General features: G+C 59.9%; 19 protein-coding genes and 1 tRNA gene. 10 read left to right on the top strand and 10 right to left on the bottom strand.

Going from position 1 to position 17023, the window contains the following annotated elements:
• Positions 1–15 precede the first annotated feature (15 nt).
• A complete protein-coding gene (locus tag DCC25_RS09920; protein WP_233242767.1) occupies positions 16–945 on the bottom strand; it encodes a DMT family transporter in 930 nt (309 codons plus the stop codon).
• A gap of 165 nt (positions 946–1110) precedes the next feature.
• Between DCC25_RS09920 and DCC25_RS09925 the strand changes: the two genes are divergently transcribed.
• Both DCC25_RS09925 and DCC25_RS09930 read left to right on the top strand, forming a co-directional pair.
• Entirely contained in the window at positions 1111–1845 is a 735-nt protein-coding gene (locus tag DCC25_RS09925) for an AzlC family ABC transporter permease (protein ID WP_110101554.1), read from the top strand.
• Positions 1846–1864: 19 nt separating this feature from the next.
• Positions 1865–2191 (top strand): branched-chain amino acid transporter permease, encoded by a 327-nt coding sequence (locus tag DCC25_RS09930; RefSeq protein WP_110101555.1) that lies wholly within the window; start codon positions 1865–1867, stop codon positions 2189–2191.
• Between the two features lie 5 nt (positions 2192–2196).
• Here the strand turns inward: DCC25_RS09930 and DCC25_RS09935 are convergent, their stop codons facing one another.
• Positions 2197–3204, bottom strand: a complete 1008-nt coding sequence (locus DCC25_RS09935) for a siderophore-interacting protein (protein WP_110101556.1) — start codon at positions 3202–3204, stop codon at positions 2197–2199.
• 62 nt (positions 3205–3266) lie between these two features.
• On the opposite strand from DCC25_RS09935, the gene DCC25_RS09940 reads away from it, so the two are divergent.
• Entirely contained in the window at positions 3267–3602 is a 336-nt protein-coding gene (locus DCC25_RS09940; RefSeq protein WP_110099978.1) for a CHY zinc finger protein, read from the top strand.
• Positions 3603–3728: 126 nt separating this feature from the next.
• Here DCC25_RS09940 and DCC25_RS09945 read toward each other — a convergent pair.
• Positions 3729–3804: transfer RNA gene (locus DCC25_RS09945), tRNA-Lys, on the bottom strand.
• A 140-nt stretch (positions 3805–3944) separates the two neighbouring features.
• Between DCC25_RS09945 and DCC25_RS09950 the strand changes: the two genes are divergently transcribed.
• From DCC25_RS09950 to DCC25_RS09965, 4 genes are all read left to right on the top strand, one after another.
• Positions 3945–4583: a hypothetical protein gene (locus tag DCC25_RS09950; RefSeq protein ID WP_233242769.1), complete on the top strand. Its 639-nt coding sequence runs from the start codon at positions 3945–3947 to the stop codon at positions 4581–4583.
• A 56-nt stretch (positions 4584–4639) separates the two neighbouring features.
• On the top strand, positions 4640–5266 hold the full coding sequence (locus tag DCC25_RS09955) for a hypothetical protein (RefSeq protein WP_110101558.1): 627 nt from the start codon (positions 4640–4642) through the stop codon (positions 5264–5266).
• A gap of 4 nt (positions 5267–5270) precedes the next feature.
• The gene (locus DCC25_RS09960; RefSeq protein WP_158524778.1) at positions 5271–6293 is read left to right on the top strand and encodes an inorganic phosphate transporter; all 1023 of its coding nucleotides are present in this window, start codon (positions 5271–5273) and stop codon (positions 6291–6293) included.
• Positions 6294–6491: 198 nt separating this feature from the next.
• The gene (locus tag DCC25_RS09965; RefSeq protein WP_233488064.1) at positions 6492–7208 is read left to right on the top strand and encodes a TVP38/TMEM64 family protein; all 717 of its coding nucleotides are present in this window, start codon (positions 6492–6494) and stop codon (positions 7206–7208) included.
• A 28-nt stretch (positions 7209–7236) separates the two neighbouring features.
• Here DCC25_RS09965 and pstB read toward each other — a convergent pair whose 3' ends face one another.
• The 4 genes from pstB to DCC25_RS09985 all read right to left on the bottom strand — a co-directional run bounded on the left by pstB (position 7237) and on the right by DCC25_RS09985 (position 11542).
• Positions 7237–8016, bottom strand: a complete 780-nt coding sequence (pstB, locus tag DCC25_RS09970) for a phosphate ABC transporter ATP-binding protein PstB (RefSeq protein WP_110101560.1) — start codon at positions 8014–8016, stop codon at positions 7237–7239.
• Between the two features lie 44 nt (positions 8017–8060).
• Positions 8061–9224 carry a phosphate ABC transporter permease PstA gene (gene pstA / locus DCC25_RS09975; RefSeq protein ID WP_110101561.1) on the bottom strand — a complete coding sequence of 388 codons (1164 nt, stop codon included), beginning with the start codon at positions 9222–9224 and terminating at the stop codon, positions 8061–8063.
• Entirely contained in the window at positions 9224–10222 is a 999-nt protein-coding gene (pstC, locus tag DCC25_RS09980) for a phosphate ABC transporter permease subunit PstC (protein WP_110101562.1), read from the bottom strand. The genes pstA and pstC overlap by 1 nt, the downstream gene beginning before the upstream one ends.
• A gap of 207 nt (positions 10223–10429) precedes the next feature.
• A complete protein-coding gene (locus DCC25_RS09985) occupies positions 10430–11542 on the bottom strand; it encodes a phosphate ABC transporter substrate-binding protein PstS (RefSeq protein ID WP_110101563.1) in 1113 nt (370 codons plus the stop codon).
• Between the two features lie 275 nt (positions 11543–11817).
• Here DCC25_RS09985 and DCC25_RS09990 point away from each other — a divergent pair, with 275 nt between their 5' ends.
• Together DCC25_RS09990 and radA are read left to right on the top strand one after the other, a co-directional pair.
• Positions 11818–12969 carry an aromatic acid exporter family protein gene (locus DCC25_RS09990; protein ID WP_110101586.1) on the top strand — a complete coding sequence of 384 codons (1152 nt, stop codon included), beginning with the start codon at positions 11818–11820 and terminating at the stop codon, positions 12967–12969.
• Positions 12970–13002: 33 nt separating this feature from the next.
• On the top strand, positions 13003–14484 hold the full coding sequence (radA, locus tag DCC25_RS09995; RefSeq protein WP_110101564.1) for a DNA repair protein RadA: 1482 nt from the start codon (positions 13003–13005) through the stop codon (positions 14482–14484).
• Here radA and DCC25_RS10000 read toward each other — a convergent pair whose 3' ends face one another.
• A complete protein-coding gene (locus tag DCC25_RS10000) occupies positions 14485–15138 on the bottom strand; it encodes a hypothetical protein (RefSeq protein ID WP_146206453.1) in 654 nt (217 codons plus the stop codon).
• A 32-nt stretch (positions 15139–15170) separates the two neighbouring features.
• Here DCC25_RS10000 and DCC25_RS10005 point away from each other — a divergent pair, with 32 nt between their 5' ends.
• Positions 15171–16067 (top strand): A/G-specific adenine glycosylase, encoded by an 897-nt coding sequence (locus tag DCC25_RS10005; RefSeq protein WP_110101566.1) that lies wholly within the window; start codon positions 15171–15173, stop codon positions 16065–16067.
• A gap of 56 nt (positions 16068–16123) precedes the next feature.
• Here the strand turns inward: DCC25_RS10005 and DCC25_RS10010 are convergent, their stop codons facing one another.
• Entirely contained in the window at positions 16124–16339 is a 216-nt protein-coding gene (locus DCC25_RS10010; RefSeq protein WP_110099966.1) for a CsbD family protein, read from the bottom strand.
• Between the two features lie 84 nt (positions 16340–16423).
• Complete coding sequence (locus DCC25_RS10015; protein WP_110101567.1) at positions 16424–16960, bottom strand: amino-acid N-acetyltransferase; 537 nt, start codon at positions 16958–16960, stop codon at positions 16424–16426.
• Between the last annotated feature and the right edge of the window lie 63 nt (positions 16961–17023).

The following is a 17023-nucleotide window of genomic DNA, read 5'->3' on the forward strand; positions in this document are numbered from 1 at the left end:
TACTCCAGCACTAGTCTAGGCTGTTTCACCACCGCGATGGCGCGATACCGGTTTCTCCTCATCGAAGGACTCCGGGCGGGGCCGGGCCTGACTGCGCGTAATGCCTGCACTAGCCACAATCACCAGACCAAAGGCAGCCGCGCGCAACCAGCCGAAGGTTTGGTCCAGCATGAACCAACCGATCACCGCAGCCACCACCGGCTCCAGGCTCAGCAAGATCGAGAACACCGGCGTCGGAATCCGCCGCAGGGCGGCCAATTCCAGCGAATAGGGCACCACCGAGGACAACAGTGCCGTACCGAGCACCAACAGCCACAGCTCCGGGCGAACCGCGGTTTCGGCGACTCCGGGCGCACCCGGAATCAACACCACCAGCGCACCGATCCCCATCGCCACGGCCAGGCCTCCGCCACCGGGCACCAGTTGGCCGGTGCGGGCCGAGAAAATAATGTAAAACGCCCAGAATCCACCGGCGATCAACGCGAAGGCCACCCCGAGCGGGTCGAAGCTTGCCGCACCAAAACTGGACTCCACCCCGAGCAGCACCATGCCCAAGGCTGCGGCACCAACAAAGATCAAGTCGCGACGGGCCCGCGACATGATGGCTGACAGCACCAGGGGGCCGGTGAATTCCAAGGCCACGGCCACACCCAGCGGGATTTTATCGATCGCGGAGTAAAAGAAGCCGTTCATCCCGCCTAGGGCGAGCCCAAACCAGATCACCGAGGTCCACTGCGTCTTCGTCCACCCCCAGAACCGAGGGCGCAAGACCAGCAACAGAATGACACAGGCCAGCGCCAAACGCAATGTGGTCGTGCCCCAGGAGCCGATCGCAGGGAACAGTTGCATCGCCACGGTGGCACCGAACTGCAGGGAGGAGCACGACCCCAACACCATGAGGATCCCCGAGGGACGAACAGCGTCATTGCGTGGGGAGACGGGCACGGTCGATTTCCTCCTTCGGTGTGAGCCTGCGGCGTCATAGGTGCGTCTCGAATCTATCGAAGCCCTCGCACGAGCGCGAAACCACCCCGCTAGATGACCTATTATGTCCCCTTGCCTACCCGGGAACGGTGGTATCGGATGTGGTCAATGTGACACGATATTGGAATGAGCACCACCGGCCACGAATCCACTGACTCGAACCCGAGCACCGGGGCCGAGATCATCCAGGGTGCCCGACTCTCGGTGGCGGTTGGCTTCGGCCTGTTTCCGCTGGGCATGGCCTTCGGGTTACTCGTGACCCAATCCGGTCTGGCTGCCTGGGTCGCCCCCGCGCTGTCGCTGACCGGATACGCCGGGTCGCTGGAATTTCTCATGATCGAGATGCTGGTCAACACCACCGCACTGCTCACCGTGGGGCTGACCACCCTGTTCGTCAACTTTCGGCACGTGTTCTACGCCTTTTCCTTCCCACTGCACGTGGTGAAAAATCCGGTGGCCAAGATCTATGCCATGTATGCGATGACCGATGAGGCCTACGCCATCACCGTCGCCCATCCCACCGGATGGACCGGGCCACGACTGATCGCTCTGGAAGTATGCCTGCAGATCTATTGGGTTGTCGGTGGGCTCACCGGAGCCCTGTTGGGTGCTCTGATTCCCGGCCAAATCGCCGGGCTCGACTTCGCGCTGTGTGCGCTGTTCATTACGCTCACCTTGGATGCGGTGCGCTCAACCGCCCAGGTGCCCTCACTGTTACTGGCCGGGACCTCCTTCGCCGTCGCGATGCTGATCACCCCCGACCAGATGCTGTTCACGGCTCTGATCACGTTCATGATGCTACTGATCATCCGCTACCTAGTCGCAAAAACCCGACGAGGTGACCGCTTTGTTAGCCAGTAACCTCCTTACCGGCGAGGCGATGCCACCGACCGGATACCTCATCGGGCTCCTCGTGGTGATCTTGGCGATCACGTTCACCCTGCGAGCGCTGCCTTTCGCATTGCTGAGGCCACTGCGCAATTCCCAACTCGTGGCGATCATGGCCCTGTGGATGCCGGCCGGCATCTTGCTGATTCTGGCCTTGTCCATCTTCACCGGAACCATCACCGATGACCCGGCGCGCTGGTGGAAACCCACCATCGCAGCTGGGGTAACGGTGGCCTCCCACCTGCTTTTTGGGCGTAAGACCCTGATCTCGATCGCGTGCGGGACCATCAGCTACGTGCTGTTGGTCAACTTTGTCTAGCAGGCTCAACTCTCCGCTCGTCCGCGACGCCAATAGCCCATAAAGGCCACCGAACGTCGGTCAATGCCCAGCTCAGTGACCAGCTGACGTCTGATCGTGGTGATGGTGCCGGCTTCACCGGCCAACCAGACGTAGAGTGGGGTATATTTCAGCGCCGCCCCACCCCTGGCGGTACGCGGTACCACCCATACCACCGGCTCATCACCAGTGAGCTCGTCCGCGTCGTCAACGAGGTCTGAAGTGGTCAGTTCCACCGCCGTCCGGTCCCCGATCTGCTCTACCAGCTCGCGAGCTACCGCCACCGTCTTATCAGACAGCGAAGACCCAGCCGGTTGCTCTTCCGCCACAGTGACGAGGTGCACCTGAAATCCGGGGTGACAGGTTACACAACCCGCATCCTCGGGATGCGGGACCTGCACCACGACAGTACCGCGCGCGTAAGACGGCAGGTCCTCCAGAATGCGAGCAATGGCCGGAACCGCGGTCTCATCCCCGGCGATCAGATACCGGTCGGTTTGGGCCGGCGGCACAAAATCCATGCCGGTCAATGGCCCCGGGTGATCGGTATTCGGCCCCAGCAATACCACCGGGTCCCCCACCGCCACGTCACGGACCCAGCGGGCGGCTGGCCCGAGCGGATCGTGATAGACCATGTCCACATCCACCACGACCTCACCCGTGGTGGCATCGCGGTGGACCGCACGGGTGGTGTAGGTGCGCATCGTCGGACGATGGTCCGGGTCAAGGTGGCGCCAGGCGGCAAACCACCCCTCGCCGGTGGGAATCGTTGCCAAGGACTCCCGGGGATCTGCCACCCCTTCTTGCGGGAAGAAAATCTTGATCCGCTGGTCAAAACCGGGGTCGCCATACTCGGCTAGCCGATACCCCCCGGCCAGTGCCCTCGGATCCGTATCAGCGCTGAAACTAACGCGCACAAACGACGGACTGAGTCGAGCGACACCGGAGACGACCACCGGAAAGAACACCGTCACAGACTGGGGCGAGTTGGTCATGCTCACAAGATTTACCCGCTGGCACGTTGACCCTGCAAGAGTCTCGCCCCTAGGGTCAGAACATGACCTGTGATCCCCGTGAGCACGTCCGCGGTCCGATGGTCGACGAACAAACCCGGTGCGTGCACTATCACACCGACCTCGACATCATCGCACTACGCTTCGGGTGCTGCGACGAGGCCTTCTGGCCGTGCTTCCAGTGCCACGACGACACCGTTGATCACGCCCGGCAACCGTGGCCGCGCAACCGTTTCGACGAACCTGCCGTACTGTGCGGTGTCTGCGCGAAGCTGATGACCGTCGCGCAATATACCGAAGCCAGCCGGTGTCCGGACTGTGGGTCGCTGTTCAACCCGGGGTGCGCCTCCCACTATGCGGTGTATTTTGACGGGTTTTAGGGTACCCATCATTCGTCACTGGCGGGCCACTTCACTCCCAAGCATGCCGGTTACGGTGCCTGAGTTTGCTGAGGACATGCGGTTCCGGGGAGCCACCCCTCTTGTTGTGGCATTCGGTGCCGAGGTTGGTGGGCCCTGAGGGGATCGAACCCTCGACCTGCGGATTAAAAGTCCGATGCTCTACCAACTGAGCTAAAGGCCCGGGTCTTGGATAAGACCGAAGAATAGTCTAACGCAAAGTGTCTGGAAGTTTTAAACTGGTTTCGGCGTTGCACTCTCGGCAAGGCCCCTGACTGCCCTCCGATAGTTTCGTCAATCTGATCGAAAGGATGGATCGCTACGGTGTCATTCCATAAACCCGTGTTGTATTCGCCAGAGATATTTGACCAGATTCACAGTGGCCCGGATGCCGAACAGGTGGCTGAAGCCGCCGAGTCCCTCGCCCACGCGCTGGTGACCGGCGGGCAAGACACGGACGCCGACGACGACCAGTCAGTGGAGAAACTGGTGGATCTCGTCGATGAGGTGGGCATGGATACCCTGGCCCAGCTCTGGTCGGATGCTCCGGCTCATACCCTGGGTGGCACACTGTGGCGACTCTATGCTCTGCAGCAAGGCACCCAGCAACACGGGGAACAATGGGCCGCCTGGTACCGCGCGGGCTATCAGGCCCAGGTCTCCCGGGTGATTGCCGGTGCCGTGGAACCACCCACCGCCCAGGATCTGTCGACGCTGACCTCCCAGATTTTGACCGGGGTGTATTCCGGCGACTTTGCCGTCGCTCTCAACCGTGCGGCCGCCTACGCGCGCATTATTAGTTTGGGCATGGCACACCACGCCGAGCATCTGGACGCCGGTCACCCGGCCCAGGCCCGAGCCATGGTGCAACGCTCACGCAGAATGCTCACCACCGCCGAACAACTCGACGCCTCGGCCTCACTGTATCGAGCCGGCGCCTTCGACGATGATGACCGCTCGTAGCGTCATGACCGCCTCACAATAAGCTTGTTTACCTTCACAGGGTATCCTCAGCCGACATGAAGCCTTCTCTCACTCGACTGCTCTCTTCTCAATCCGCGGCACTGGACCATCTCGAGTCCATGGCCGACGCCTTTGAACAGTCGGTGGATGTATTAGCTCAGCTCTTCGGGGCCAGCCACGACGCCGCCGAAGAGCTCGATACCCAGCTCGGAGCCCTCGACTCACGGGCCACCTCCCTTCATATGGCCCTGTTGACCAGCTTGCGCTCCGCGTTCGTCACACCGTTGCCCCGCCAAGACCTGTACCTGATCTCTAACGGCCTCAACAGAGCCATCGAACGCACCTGCCTGGTTGGATCGATCATTCATCAGTCGCGGTCCTACCGTCTGCCGACCGCCGCCATGGATGTCCTCGAAATCTTGGACCGCCAATCCGACTTGCTCAAAGCAGCCATGGCACAACTGACGGATTTTGATCAGCTCGAGGTCACCTGGATTCAACTGGAGCGCCTCGGCCACCGTGCCGAACGAGTGCTACTGAGCTGGCGACTCCAAGATGCCTCCGAATTGCTGGCGCGGCATTACTACCGTCAACGCGAAGTAGCCCTGGGACTGGGCGATGCCTTCGAAGCAGTGCGTCAGGTCATCGTCGCACTCGGCCAAGTTTTGGTTCGGGAGTCCTAAACCCTTGAGTCCCGATACCGTTTTCTTTCTCATCCTCGTGTCCCTACTGGGTGCGAGTTTCCTGGTCATGCTCTCCGGCCACGACAATTCCAATGCCATTGCCCTGCCGGTACGCTCCGGGGCCCTAACCCCCTTCCGTGCGCTACTACTCACCGCAGCGATGCGTGTCATCGGCGTGATTCTCGGGGCCTTACTGATCGACTTCGCGGTGGAAGAATTCTGTGTCCACTTCCCCGAAGGCCCGCTGGGGTTGCTCGGCATTGCCGCTGCACTGGCGACCGCTTTAGCGTGGGGCATTTTGACCTGGTCTCGTGGCGTCCCATCCTCCTCATCCCACGCACTCACCGCAGGACTCCTCGGCGCCGGACTCGCCATGGTGCTCACCGGAAGCCACGACATCCACTGGTCAACGATGAGCCCGGCCACCTGGGCGTTGCTAATCTCTCTGATCGCCTCACCACTGGCCGGTGGACTATTCGCTTGGTTGCTAACCTTCCCCGCACTCTGGCTAGCCCGGGACTCGAATCCGTCCACCGTCAATCCCCGAGCACGGATGACTCTGGCGGTCACCGGCGCGGCCAACGCACTGGGTCACGGGATCCAATACGGAGCCCGGATCTACGCCATCACAGTGGTGGCTCTCCCCCTGGCTGGGCTACAGGTGGGCGCCACGTGGTGGATTCCCGTTGCCACCGCGGTCTGCATGGTCGCTGGCACCTTCCTGGGCGGTTGGCGTATCGCCCATACGCTCACCGAGCGTTTAGTCACCATTGACCCGTTGCGTTCCTCGATCGCCTCACTAACCTCCGCGGCACTGCTGATCGGTGGTGCCTTCGGCCTGCAACTACCACTGTCATCCTCACTCACCACCGCCGGTGCCGTTGTCGGTGCCGGCCACAACCAACGCCACCATTCGGTCCGTTGGCCTCAAGCCGGTCGCATCGGGATCTACTACGTCCTGACGGTCGTGCTCTGTGGCGCCACCGCCTTACTGGTCACCGCAGGTTTCTCCCCACTGTGGGACTAAGAACCACAGCAGTATTGGACAACCCTTGGGCCGAAGGGGCAGAATGTTAACTAGGTGTCGGGTCGCGGTAACCCCCGGGCTCCAAACATTTTGCCGCTTCGAGCGGCCACGCGCCGTGAGGCGTTCCCGACCCGGCATCCTCCAACTCTTCTGGGTGAATCCACTCGCACTATCCAGAAATTCCGTAGAGTACTCTCTGTGGCATCTGACGACACCTCACAGCAATCCAGCGGTCAATCGGACCGTCCGCCCTGGGAAAGCTGGCTCCAAAACGGCGCCCTGGTCGTTGTCATCCTGGTGATGACCTGGCTGGCCTTCAACGTTCGGCTCCCAGACCTGGAAGAACTCCAAGCCCAGATCTCCTCCTTTGGCTGGGCGGCCATCGTGATCTTTATCGGCGCCTACGCCCTCGTGGCACTGACCCCGATCCCGGTCACCATTATGGCGGTGGCCGGAGGGCTACTCTTCGGCGGAATTCTCGGCAGTATCCTGTCCATCATTGGCGCGATGCTCGGATGTTGGGGCGCCTACTGGATTGCCCGCGGTTTAGGACGCTCCACCGTGCTGAAACTGCTGGGGTCCCGGGCGGAATCGATTCAACGTCATCTCGATGGTGCCGGTTTTGAAGCGGTGTTTACGTTACGCCTGCTGCCCGGCTTCCCCTATTGGCCGGTGAACTATGGAGCCGGGGTCTTCGGCATTAGTCAGCGCGTGTTTGTCACGGCCTCCGGGCTCGCGCTGATTCCCGGCCAAGTTTCTTTGGCGGCCATCGGGGGCTTTATTGCCACCCCGGATTTCCTCCACGGCGCTTTGGTGGTCGTGGCGTGGATCGTGGTCATCGTGCTGACCATTGTGGCGTTGCGTCGCTGGAAAAAGGAGCGGGATGCACATCGGCGCCAGGAGGAAACCTCCTGACGCCGATGCTCACTAACCACAGTGCGTTCTAGCCGAAGCGACCAGAGACGTAGTCTTCCGTCTGCTTATTAGACGGGTTGTTGAAGATCACGTTCGCCTCATCGTATTCGATGAGCTTACCGGGCTTGCCGGTGCCCTGGATGTTGAAGAACGCGGTCCTATCAGCCACACGAGCAGCCTGCTGCATGTTGTGGGTCACAATTACCACGGTGAAGTCGCTCTTCAGCTCGTTGATCAGATCCTCCACAGCCAGGGTGGAGATCGGGTCCAGAGCTGAACAGGGCTCGTCCATCAGGATCACGTCGGGCTCGACCGCAATGGTGCGGGCGATGCACAGACGCTGCTGCTGACCACCGGACAGACCGGAACCGGGGCGGTCAAGACGGTCCTTGACTTCGTTCCACAGGTTCGCACCGGTCAACGAGCGCTCCACGATTTCATCGGAGCGAGACTTGGACAGTCGCGAACCGTTGAGCTTGTAACCGGCCAGCACATTCTCCCGAATCGACATGGTCGGGAACGGGTTCGGGCGCTGGAACACCATACCAACCATGGTGCGCACGGTCACCGGGTCAACACCGTTGCCGTAGATATTGTCGCCATCGAGCAGAATCTCACCCTCAACACGAGCACCAGGTAGCACCTCGTGCATCCGGTTGATGGTGCGCAGGAAGGTGGTCTTACCGCAACCGGAAGGGCCGATGAACGCAGTTACCGAGCGGGGTTCAATGTTGATGTTCACGCCCTCCACGGCCAAGAAGTCGCCGTAGTAGACGTTCACATCGATAGCGTCTAGACGCTTTGCCATGTTTGTGGTCCTCTCTTGAAGACTTACGAGTCTAAAGGTCAGTATTACTTGCCGGTCTTCGGGGCGAAGGCCTTGGCAACAATGCGGGCAATGAGGTTCAACAGCATCACGATCACGATCAGCACCAGCGCGCCGGCCCACGCACGAGCGTGCGAGGGGTCGGAGTGGGACGGAGCTGTCGGCTCCGTCAGCTGCCGGTAGATGTACACCGGCAGTGCGGTCATCCAGCCATCGAACAGGTTCCAGTTGACATTTGTCGCGAAACCTGCGTTCACCAGGATCGGTGCGGTCTCACCGGTCACGCGAGCGATTGCCAGCGTGACACCCGAAGCAATACCCGAGATCGCGGTGGGGATCACCACCTTGACAATGGTGCGCCATTTACGCACACCCAGCGCGTAGGAGGCTTCGCGTAGCTCGTTGGGAACCACACGTAGCATCTCTTCGGTCGAACGGACCACAACCGGGATCATCAGCACCGATAGCGCGATGGCCGCGGTGAAACCGGTCTTGGCCTGCTGCAACGCCGAAGGCGACTCGGAGATGAAGGTCTGAATAAACAGCGTCACACCAGCGAAGGCGAATAGACCGGCAACAATCGAGGGGATACCGGTCATCACGTCTACGAAGAACCGGATCAACGATGCGAACCAGTTGTCGTTGGAGTACTCCACCAGGTAGATCGAAGCCAGCAAACCGATCGGCACCGAAATGATCGTCGAGGCCAGCGTGATCATTAAGGTACCGACCAGACCGTGGAGAATACCACCGGCGAGTGAGGTGCCTTCTTCAACAGTGGAAATATCGTCGGCCCCGGCGACACCCTTCATGTCATTGGTCAGGATTTCCGGATTGTTGATCAGTGTTGGCAGACCGTTGCCCAGTACTGTGACAATCACAGAGATGAGCGGCACCAGCGCGATGAGGAAGGCCAACCACACCAAGTTGGTCCACAACCCGTCGGTTGCCTTTCGGCGATTCTCCAACGAGTAGGTGGTGATAAACATGGCGATCACGTACACGATCGCTGCGAAAATGATCCACGCGACTACGCTGAAGCTCTCGAAGAGCAGCGCAGACAGTGCCGCACCAACAACCAGGGCGGCCGCCGCAACAACCATCCAGGTCCACGACGGCTTCTGACCCTTCGTCAGTGCGTTTTTCGAGGACTTTCTCTTTCGGGTATCTGGGGATTGTGTAGTACTCATTAGTTAGCTCCCGAGAATTCCTTGTGACGGTTGACGATCCAGCGAGCTGTCATGTTCACGATCAGGGTGATGATGAACAGCATCAAACCGGCGGCGATCAGCTCGTTCTGGCGCATTCCGAAGGCCTCGGGGAAGTTCAGCGCAATCTCCGAGGGGATGGTGGCGTTCTTGCCCGAGGTGACCATCGACCACGAGAACCCACCAGCAGACAGCACCATGGTCACGGCCATGGTTTCACCAAGGGCACGACCCAACGCCAGCATGACCGAGGAGACGATACCGGCACGGGCGAAGGGAAACACGGTCATCTTGATCATTTCCCAGCGGGTCGCACCGAGAGCCAGTGCGGCTTCTTCGTGCAAGGTCGGGGTTTGCACGAAAATTTCACGACACAGCGAGCAGATGATGGGAAGAATCATCACCGCCAACACAACACCGGAGGTCGCCAGTGTACGACCAGTGGTTGTCACATTGTCATCACCGGCGAACAGCGGAATGAATCCCAGATACTCATCGAGCCACTGGTAAATGGGAACCAACAACGGTGCCAAGAAGGTCATACCCCAGGCACCGTAGACAACCGAGGGAATAGCGGCCAGCAGGTCGATGACGTAACCGACGGTGGTAGCGATACGACGCGGTGCGTAGTGGGAGATGTAGAGCGCAACGCCAACGCCGATCGGGGTGGCGATGAGCAGAGCGAGAGCCGATGCCATCAGGGTACCGGCCATCAACGGCCAGACATATTCCCAGAAGTTATCAGCGCTTTGAATGGAATCTTGGTCAGAGAAAACTTCAGGCCACAGAGCCGGCAGGGCTTCAATGACCAGAAAGGTTGTCACGAAGGCCAGAACGAGAAGAATGATGATACCGGCGGCAATAGCAAGCCCAAAGAAGACCTTATCCCCGGCGACTGAGCCCGAATTCGTGGCTCGTGGTTCATTCTGCTTCTCTGGGCCCGGTCCATCCTGGTTTTTCTCAGGTGCAGTGCTGGACACGATACCTCTCCTGAATTGTGGTGGTTAGTGATATGTGGCTGCGGAGACGAGAATCACAAGCTTCCGGTGCACACAATGATGCAGTCGTCGGCGGTTGTCGTATCAATGCGCCCTGGTTTCCCAGGCACACATCGGCTGAGACAACCACCAACGACTGCACACTTCAAGATATGTCTCTCAGCGGTACCCGCTCAGAGAGGCAGGAACTTAGCCCTGAACACCGATGCCTTCGATGCGCGACATGGCGTCATCACGGGTGGCGTCGGAGATCGGAGCGGAACCGGCCGAGTCAGCAGCGGTGTTCTGACCATCTTCGGAGACCACGTAGGCAGCGAAGTTCTTAGCCTGGTTAGCAGTGTCTTCGTTGTCGTATTCGTGGCAGAAGATGTGGTAGGAGATCAGCACGATCGGGTACACACCGGACTCTTCGGTCTCGCGGTCCAGTTCGAGTGCACCTTCAGCATCGGGATCTTCCTCAGCGGTTTCCGCAGCGTTAGCAGCAGCTTCCGGGGAGTACTCGACATACTCCTCACCAACACCGACAGCAACGGTACCCAGGTCACCGACCTGAGAAGCGTCGGCGTAGGTGATAGCACCTTCGGTGCCGGAGGTCAGGTCAACAACACCGGAGGTCTTCTGAGCGGATTCACCGGTGTAGTCCGAAGGCCATGCATCGGAGGGCTCCTGGTCCCAGCTGTCGGAAGCTTCAGCCAGGTATTCGGTGAAGTTCTCGGTGGTACCGGAATCATCGGAACGGTGCACCACAGTGATCGGGATGTCCGGAAGGTCAACGCCTTCGTTCTGGTCAGCGATCTCCTGGTCGTCCCATTTGGAGATCTCGCCGGTGAAGACCTTGGCGATGGTGTCAGCATCCATGTTGATGGTGTCGATGCCCTCCAGGTTGAAGGCCAGGGCAACCGGGGAGATGTAGGCCGGAACGTGGAACACGCCAGCGTCACCGCAGATCTCAGCTGCCTGTTCCTGCTCATCAGTATCCATAGCAGCATCGGAGCCAGCGAACGAGTACTGACCGTTCAGGAAACCTTCACGACCGGAGCCGGAGCCCACTGGGTCGTAGTTGACGGTCAGGTCAGGATTGGTCTCGTTGATGCCGGTTGCCCAAGCGGTCATAGCGGAGTCCTGCGAGGAAGCGCCACCACCGATCAGCTCACCCGAGCCGATGGTCAGCAGGTCGCCTTCTTCAGACGAACCGTTGTCAGCGTTCTCATTATCGCCTTCGTTGTCAGCACCGCAAGCGGTCAGAGCGAGGGCGGAAATGGACAGTGCGGCCATTGCGCGGCCAAAACGACGAAGCTTCACTTCTATGCCTCTTTCGAGTCGATGACATGTTTCGAGATGATTCGCGTCTATGCGACGCATAGGTCACAAGAGTTAGAGTGCGACCCTCGAACCATCGATCAAGCTACCGCCCGGAAGTTACATGCGAAATCTAACTGAGTGAACAATAGGTAAACTATTCCGGAGATATGGGCTTTCGGATGTGGTCTTAATCTCATAGTCCCTAGTGATAGGCCACCCGACGGGGTGCTGTGGGTGATATCGCCGGGCCACGAAATACCGATACCCTAGAGTCCATGATGTCTGTGTCCCAGCTTCCCGAACGGTTCTCCGAATCTCTGCGGTCGCTGGGGCGTTTTTTACGCCGTCGCGCGGTAGCCGGATTCGCCCGGTCCCGGGCCGCCGTGATGCCGGCAGCCACCTCAGCGATTGCTGCGGTGGCCGCCTATGCGTTCGCGAGCGTGGTTTTGGGTCACACCAACCCGTTATTTGCCTCCACTGCGACTTTGATCGCGCTCGGTTTTGGAGGCGATACCCGACTGCGCAAAGTCTTGGAGATCGCCATCGGGTGCACCCTGGGCATTTTGATTGGCGATCTGATGCAGATTTTCCTGGGGCAGGGATATCTGCAGGCACTGTTGGTGGTCTTCGTGTCAATCATTATTGCCCGCTTTCTGGATAACGGGGTCATTTTCACCACCCAGATGTCCCTGCAAGCGGTGTTGGTGGTGCTCTTACCGCTACCAGAGGGTGGGCCATTTACCCGTAGTCTCGACGCGGTGGTCGGTGGCGTATTTGCCTTGGTCGTCACCATGATCATGCCCAAGAATCTTCGCGGAGCCACGGTGAAGGACTTCAATACGCTGTACTCTACGGTCACGGAAATTTTCCAGAATTGTTCCAAGGCCCTGAGGGCCCAGGATTCTCGCGAAGCGTGGATGACGCTGGTGGCCGCCCGCAATACCCAAACCCAGATGAATGCCGTCTACCAATCGTTGCGGGCATCCCAAGAGTTGGCAACCTACTCTCCGACCGCGAAAACCTCCCGTGAACTCTTAGCTGGCACCCAAGACACCGCCGCCAAGACCGACTTGGCTCTGGGCTCGTTGCGATTGGTGACCCGACGACTGATCACCGTCATCGATGAATCCTCGCTCACCGATGAACAGTTCACGGAACTAGCCGACTGGTTTGATGAAGCCGCAGAAGCCGTCGCGATCATGGGACGTTGTCTCTCCGAACCGGCACTACCCGGCAGGCGTCGCTCCTTAGCGGTCGCCCGTGAGGCCTTTGTCTCCGCCACCCAGCGACTCGTGCCTTCCCACCTAGCCGGCGGTGATCTCCAAGCCGAAGCGCTCGTGATGTTGGCTCGGCCCATGATGGTCGATTTCATTCAAGCCACCGGAGTGCCCGAACGGGAAGCCTCGGAGTTTTTGCCCAAGCTCTAATCTTGTCCCCTCGGGCCCAGTAGGCTTGCCCCTATGAGCTCCAAGACACGTAAACCCGCGTATCGTTGCACCGAGTGCGGGTGGATGACCGCCAAATGGGTGGGCCGCTGTGGTGAGTGCCAGGCCTGGGGCACCGTGGTGGAATCTGGAGCGGAGACCAGCACCCCGCGCACTCAGGTCAGTACGATCTCCACCGCACAACGAGCCCGAAAAATTTCGGATATCGACGCAACGCTGGCCCGTCACCAACCCACTGGCTTGCCTGAAATGGATCGGGTGCTCGGCGGTGGCCTGATTGCCGGTGGTGTGGTGCTCCTGGCCGGTGAACCCGGTATCGGCAAATCTACGCTGGTGCTAACTCTCGGCCACCAGCTCACCCAGATGACCCGGCCGGATGGCCACCCGGCCAGAGTCCTTTATATTACGGGCGAAGAATCCACCGCCCAGGTCAGAATGCGTGCCGATCGAATTACTGCGGTCTCCGAGACCCTGTATCTCACCGCGGAAACAGATTTGGGCCACGCGCTGGGACAAGTTGAAACGGTCGACCCAGACGTGGTCATTCTCGATTCGGTGCAAACATTGGAATCGGCCGACGTTGACGGCACCGCCGGAGGGGTCAACCAGATCCGTGAGGTCGCATCTGCGATGATTAATATGGCCAAGACCCGCAACATCGCCACCATCCTGATCGGCCATGTCACCAAAGAGGGCTCGATCGCCGGCCCCCGGGTCTTGGAGCATCTCGTGGATGTGGTGTGCACTTTTGAAGGGGACCGGCACTCCCGGTTGCGCATGATCCGGGCGGTCAAAAACCGGTATGGTTCCACCGACGAAGTCGGGTGCTTCGAGCTCGATGACCACGGGATCACCTCCGTGACCGATCCCTCGGGGTTATTTACCAATTCCTGGCACTCCACCATCGCAGGCACCACCATGAGCGTTAGCCTGGAAGGTCATCGTCCCCTGCTCACCGAGATCCAGGCGCTTCTGGCACAGACGGAAACCTCTTCCGGCCGACGCACCGTCTCAGGTATGGAGACGTCTCGGATCAACATGTTGCTCGCGGTACTCGAACGCCGGATGGGCATCACCGCTGCCAAACGGGATGTCTATGTCTCCACCGTGGGCGGGATCCGCATTAGCGAACCGGCCTCGGACTTGGCCGTTGCCGCGTCGCTGACCGGCTCGGCGACCGACCGGGCTGTGGACCCCGGGCTCGTGACCTTTGGCGAAGTCGGGCTCACCGGCGAACTCCGCCCCGTGCCCGGGATCCAGCGTCGCATTAACGAAGCGACCCGGTTAGGCTTCAACCGCGCGGTCATCCCAGCCAGCCGAAACACCGTTTTCCAACCCGAACCCGGATTCCTGGTCTACCAGGCCTCCACGCTCCCAGAGGCCCTGGGCATGATTTTCGCGACCCGCGCCGAATTCGAACAGGCCATGCCCACCTGTCAGCAGGTGACCCCGCAGCAACTCTCTGACAACGGGATGAGCACCTCACCCACCGGATGATCAGTCATCCTCGGCTGTCAAGGTGAACGTCGCGGGGGAAGAGCTCGTCTCACCGAGAGAGACCACCAGCTGGTATGTGCCATCGGGCACATCGTCCTCCACCTCAGAGCACTCCGAATCCGCGGCAATCCGTTCCCAGGTAAACGTCGACGACACCGCCTGACCAGCCTGAAGAGTTTCCACCTGGTCATCGGGCTCGACCTGACAGTACGAGGTCGCAAACACCGGTGAGGTCTCGTCATCAGCCACCTCGGACACCACATAGTCCTGCTGACTGGATCCCACATTGGTCTGACACGCCGAGTCCGAGGTATTGGTGACTCGCAACTCAAAAACCGGATCCTCATCAGCAGCGTAACTGTCCTGATCGGTCACCGCTTCCACGGCCACATCTCCGGAACGACACTCGCGAGTATCCCCGGAGGCACTGGCCGAAGCACTCGCCGATCCGCTCGGTGAACCACTAACCGATGCAGACGCGCCCGGAGGGGGTGGAGCACTTTGTTGCGGCTCATCATCCCCACCAAACACCAGGCTGCCAATCCAGACGCCCAAAGCCACCAGTCCCAGCAAGATGAGCAGCACAATAGTTCCCACCACGATGCGACGACGCCGATACACTTGGGGAGGATGCGGACGGGAGGATTCAGCCATAGCACCCACTGTAGTGAGGCAAGAAAAAGAAGATGATGAACACCACGGCTCTCCACCACAAGATCACCCGCTGGTTTGATCACCACGGTCGTGATCTGCCCTGGCGACGACCCGACTGCTCCCCCTGGGGCGTGCTGGTCTCCGAGGTGATGCTCCAACAGACCCCCGTAGTCCGCGTGCTACCGGTCTGGACCGAGTGGATGCACCGGTGGCCCACCCCCGCCGACCTTGCTCAAGCACCCACCGCCGAGGTGCTACGCGCTTGGGGAAATCTCGGCTATCCACGACGGGCGCTACGTTTACAATCCACCGCCACCGCTCTCGTGGAACGTTTCCATGGCACCGTACCGGCCGACCCAGCACAGCTACGTAGCCTGCCCGGCATCGGTGACTACACTGCCGCCGCAGTCTCCAGTTTCGCCTTCGGCATCCCTGAAACCGTGATCGATACCAATATCCGTCGCGTCCATGCCCGACTGGTCAACGGTAAAGGGCTACCCCACACCTCATTGACGGCCGCGGAAAAACGGCTCGCACAACAGCTAATGCCCGACGACACCATTACCGCGAATCAGTGGAATAAAGCGGTGATGGAACTTGGCGCCCTGGTCTGCACCGCTCGTTCGCCCTCCTGCGCAGCCTGTCCGGTCTTGTCCGAATGTGCCTGGATCGCAGCGGGAAAACCCGATCCCGACTACCAGCCCACCGGCCAGACCTGGCACGGCACCGACCGACAGGTGCGTGGCGCCATTATGGGTCTGTTGCGCGCCCGCGACAGTGTTGACCGCGCCGAGCTACGGTCAGCGGTGACGGCAACCGGCAAGCTGGGAACCCACTGCCCCGATGACAGCCAGTGGGAACGCTGTGTCTCCGGTCTGCTCCACGACGGTCTGATCGTCGCCACCAAACAGTACCTCACACTCCCTTAAATACCTGTGGCCGTCTCCCCGATGAGGAAACGGCCACTAAGTCAGGCATCCGCAGCTTACTTGTCCTTACCGGTGAGCTTGTCCTTGGCCGAGGAGAAGCCGTCGGCCACCTTATCCTTGGCGTTGTCGAAGGTGTCCTTGGCGTTGGCCTTCAGCTGCTCGGCAGTACCCTCGTTCTGGGTCTTGGAGTCGCCAGTGGCCTTACCGATGCCTTCTTTAGCCTGACCCTTCAGGTCTTCGGCAGCGTTTTCAAACTTATCTGATGCGCTCATGATCTCTCCTTTCGATCGCTTATTTTTTAGTAGAACAAGTTAATTCCACGCTCACAAGCTTTTACCGGGTATTCACCGGCAGTTTTAGCCTTGAGCGTGATCATTTGTGCGGTCCAGGTGCAGTATCATGCGCGTATTGCCTAACGTATTGGGTTTCACCCGCGCCAAATCCAGAAACTCGGCCACGCCCTCATCAGTTGAGCGCAACAATTCGGCAAAGATCTCCGGATCCAACGTGCTCTGATCCGCCATCACCTCGAACCCGTGGGAGGCAAAAAACGTCGTCTCAAAGGTCAAACAGAAGATCCGGTCCACACCCAGTCGGGTGGCGCGTTCAATTAGCTGCCCCAGGATCTGTGATCCCACCCCGCGACCGCGAGCCTCCGGGGCCGTGGCCAGAGTCCGGACTTCGGCCAAATCCTCCCACATCACGTGCAAGGCGCCGAAACCTAGCAGGGTGCCGCTCGCATCTTCGGCGACCACGAATTCTTGAATCGCCTCGTAGAAGGCCACCGCCTCTTTATCCAACAGGATTTTTTGGTGTGCCAAGGGAGTCACCATGGCACGAATAGCCGACACATCAGAGGTCCGGGCCGGGCGAATGCGCAGTTCAGCAGTCATCACACCAGTATAAAGATCGCTCTCACCACCCGGCAGACCTCAAGTCTTAGGATGGTGCCATGC

The organism is Auritidibacter sp. NML120636 (assembly GCF_003185945.1).
GTDB classification, from domain to species: domain Bacteria; phylum Actinomycetota; class Actinomycetes; order Actinomycetales; family Micrococcaceae; genus Auritidibacter; species Auritidibacter ignavus.

What these genes read in the sequence shown, in the direction of transcription:
- DCC25_RS09925 (WP_110101554.1), top strand. Translation starts at nt 1,111, where the DNA reads ATGAGCACCACCGGCCACGAATCCACTGACTCGAACCCGAGCACCGGG.
- DCC25_RS09940 (WP_110099978.1), top strand. Translation starts at nt 3,267, where the DNA reads ATGACCTGTGATCCCCGTGAGCACGTCCGCGGTCCGATGGTCGACGAA.
- pstA (WP_110101561.1), bottom strand. Translation starts at nt 9,224, where the DNA reads ATGAGTACTACACAATCCCCAGATACCCGAAAGAGAAAGTCCTCGAAA.
- radA (WP_110101564.1), top strand. Translation starts at nt 13,003, where the DNA reads ATGAGCTCCAAGACACGTAAACCCGCGTATCGTTGCACCGAGTGCGGG.
- DCC25_RS09990 (WP_110101586.1), top strand. Translation starts at nt 11,818, where the DNA reads ATGATGTCTGTGTCCCAGCTTCCCGAACGGTTCTCCGAATCTCTGCGG.
- DCC25_RS09930 (WP_110101555.1), top strand. Translation starts at nt 1,865, where the DNA reads ATGCCACCGACCGGATACCTCATCGGGCTCCTCGTGGTGATCTTGGCG.
- DCC25_RS10010 (WP_110099966.1), bottom strand. Translation starts at nt 16,339, where the DNA reads ATGAGCGCATCAGATAAGTTTGAAAACGCTGCCGAAGACCTGAAGGGT.
- DCC25_RS09955 (WP_110101558.1), top strand. Translation starts at nt 4,640, where the DNA reads ATGAAGCCTTCTCTCACTCGACTGCTCTCTTCTCAATCCGCGGCACTG.
- DCC25_RS10005 (WP_110101566.1), top strand. Translation starts at nt 15,171, where the DNA reads ATGATGAACACCACGGCTCTCCACCACAAGATCACCCGCTGGTTTGAT.
- pstB (WP_110101560.1), bottom strand. Translation starts at nt 8,016, where the DNA reads ATGGCAAAGCGTCTAGACGCTATCGATGTGAACGTCTACTACGGCGAC.
- DCC25_RS09935 (WP_110101556.1), bottom strand. Translation starts at nt 3,204, where the DNA reads ATGACCAACTCGCCCCAGTCTGTGACGGTGTTCTTTCCGGTGGTCGTC.
- DCC25_RS10000 (WP_146206453.1), bottom strand. Translation starts at nt 15,138, where the DNA reads ATGGCTGAATCCTCCCGTCCGCATCCTCCCCAAGTGTATCGGCGTCGT.
- DCC25_RS10015 (WP_110101567.1), bottom strand. Translation starts at nt 16,960, where the DNA reads ATGACTGCTGAACTGCGCATTCGCCCGGCCCGGACCTCTGATGTGTCG.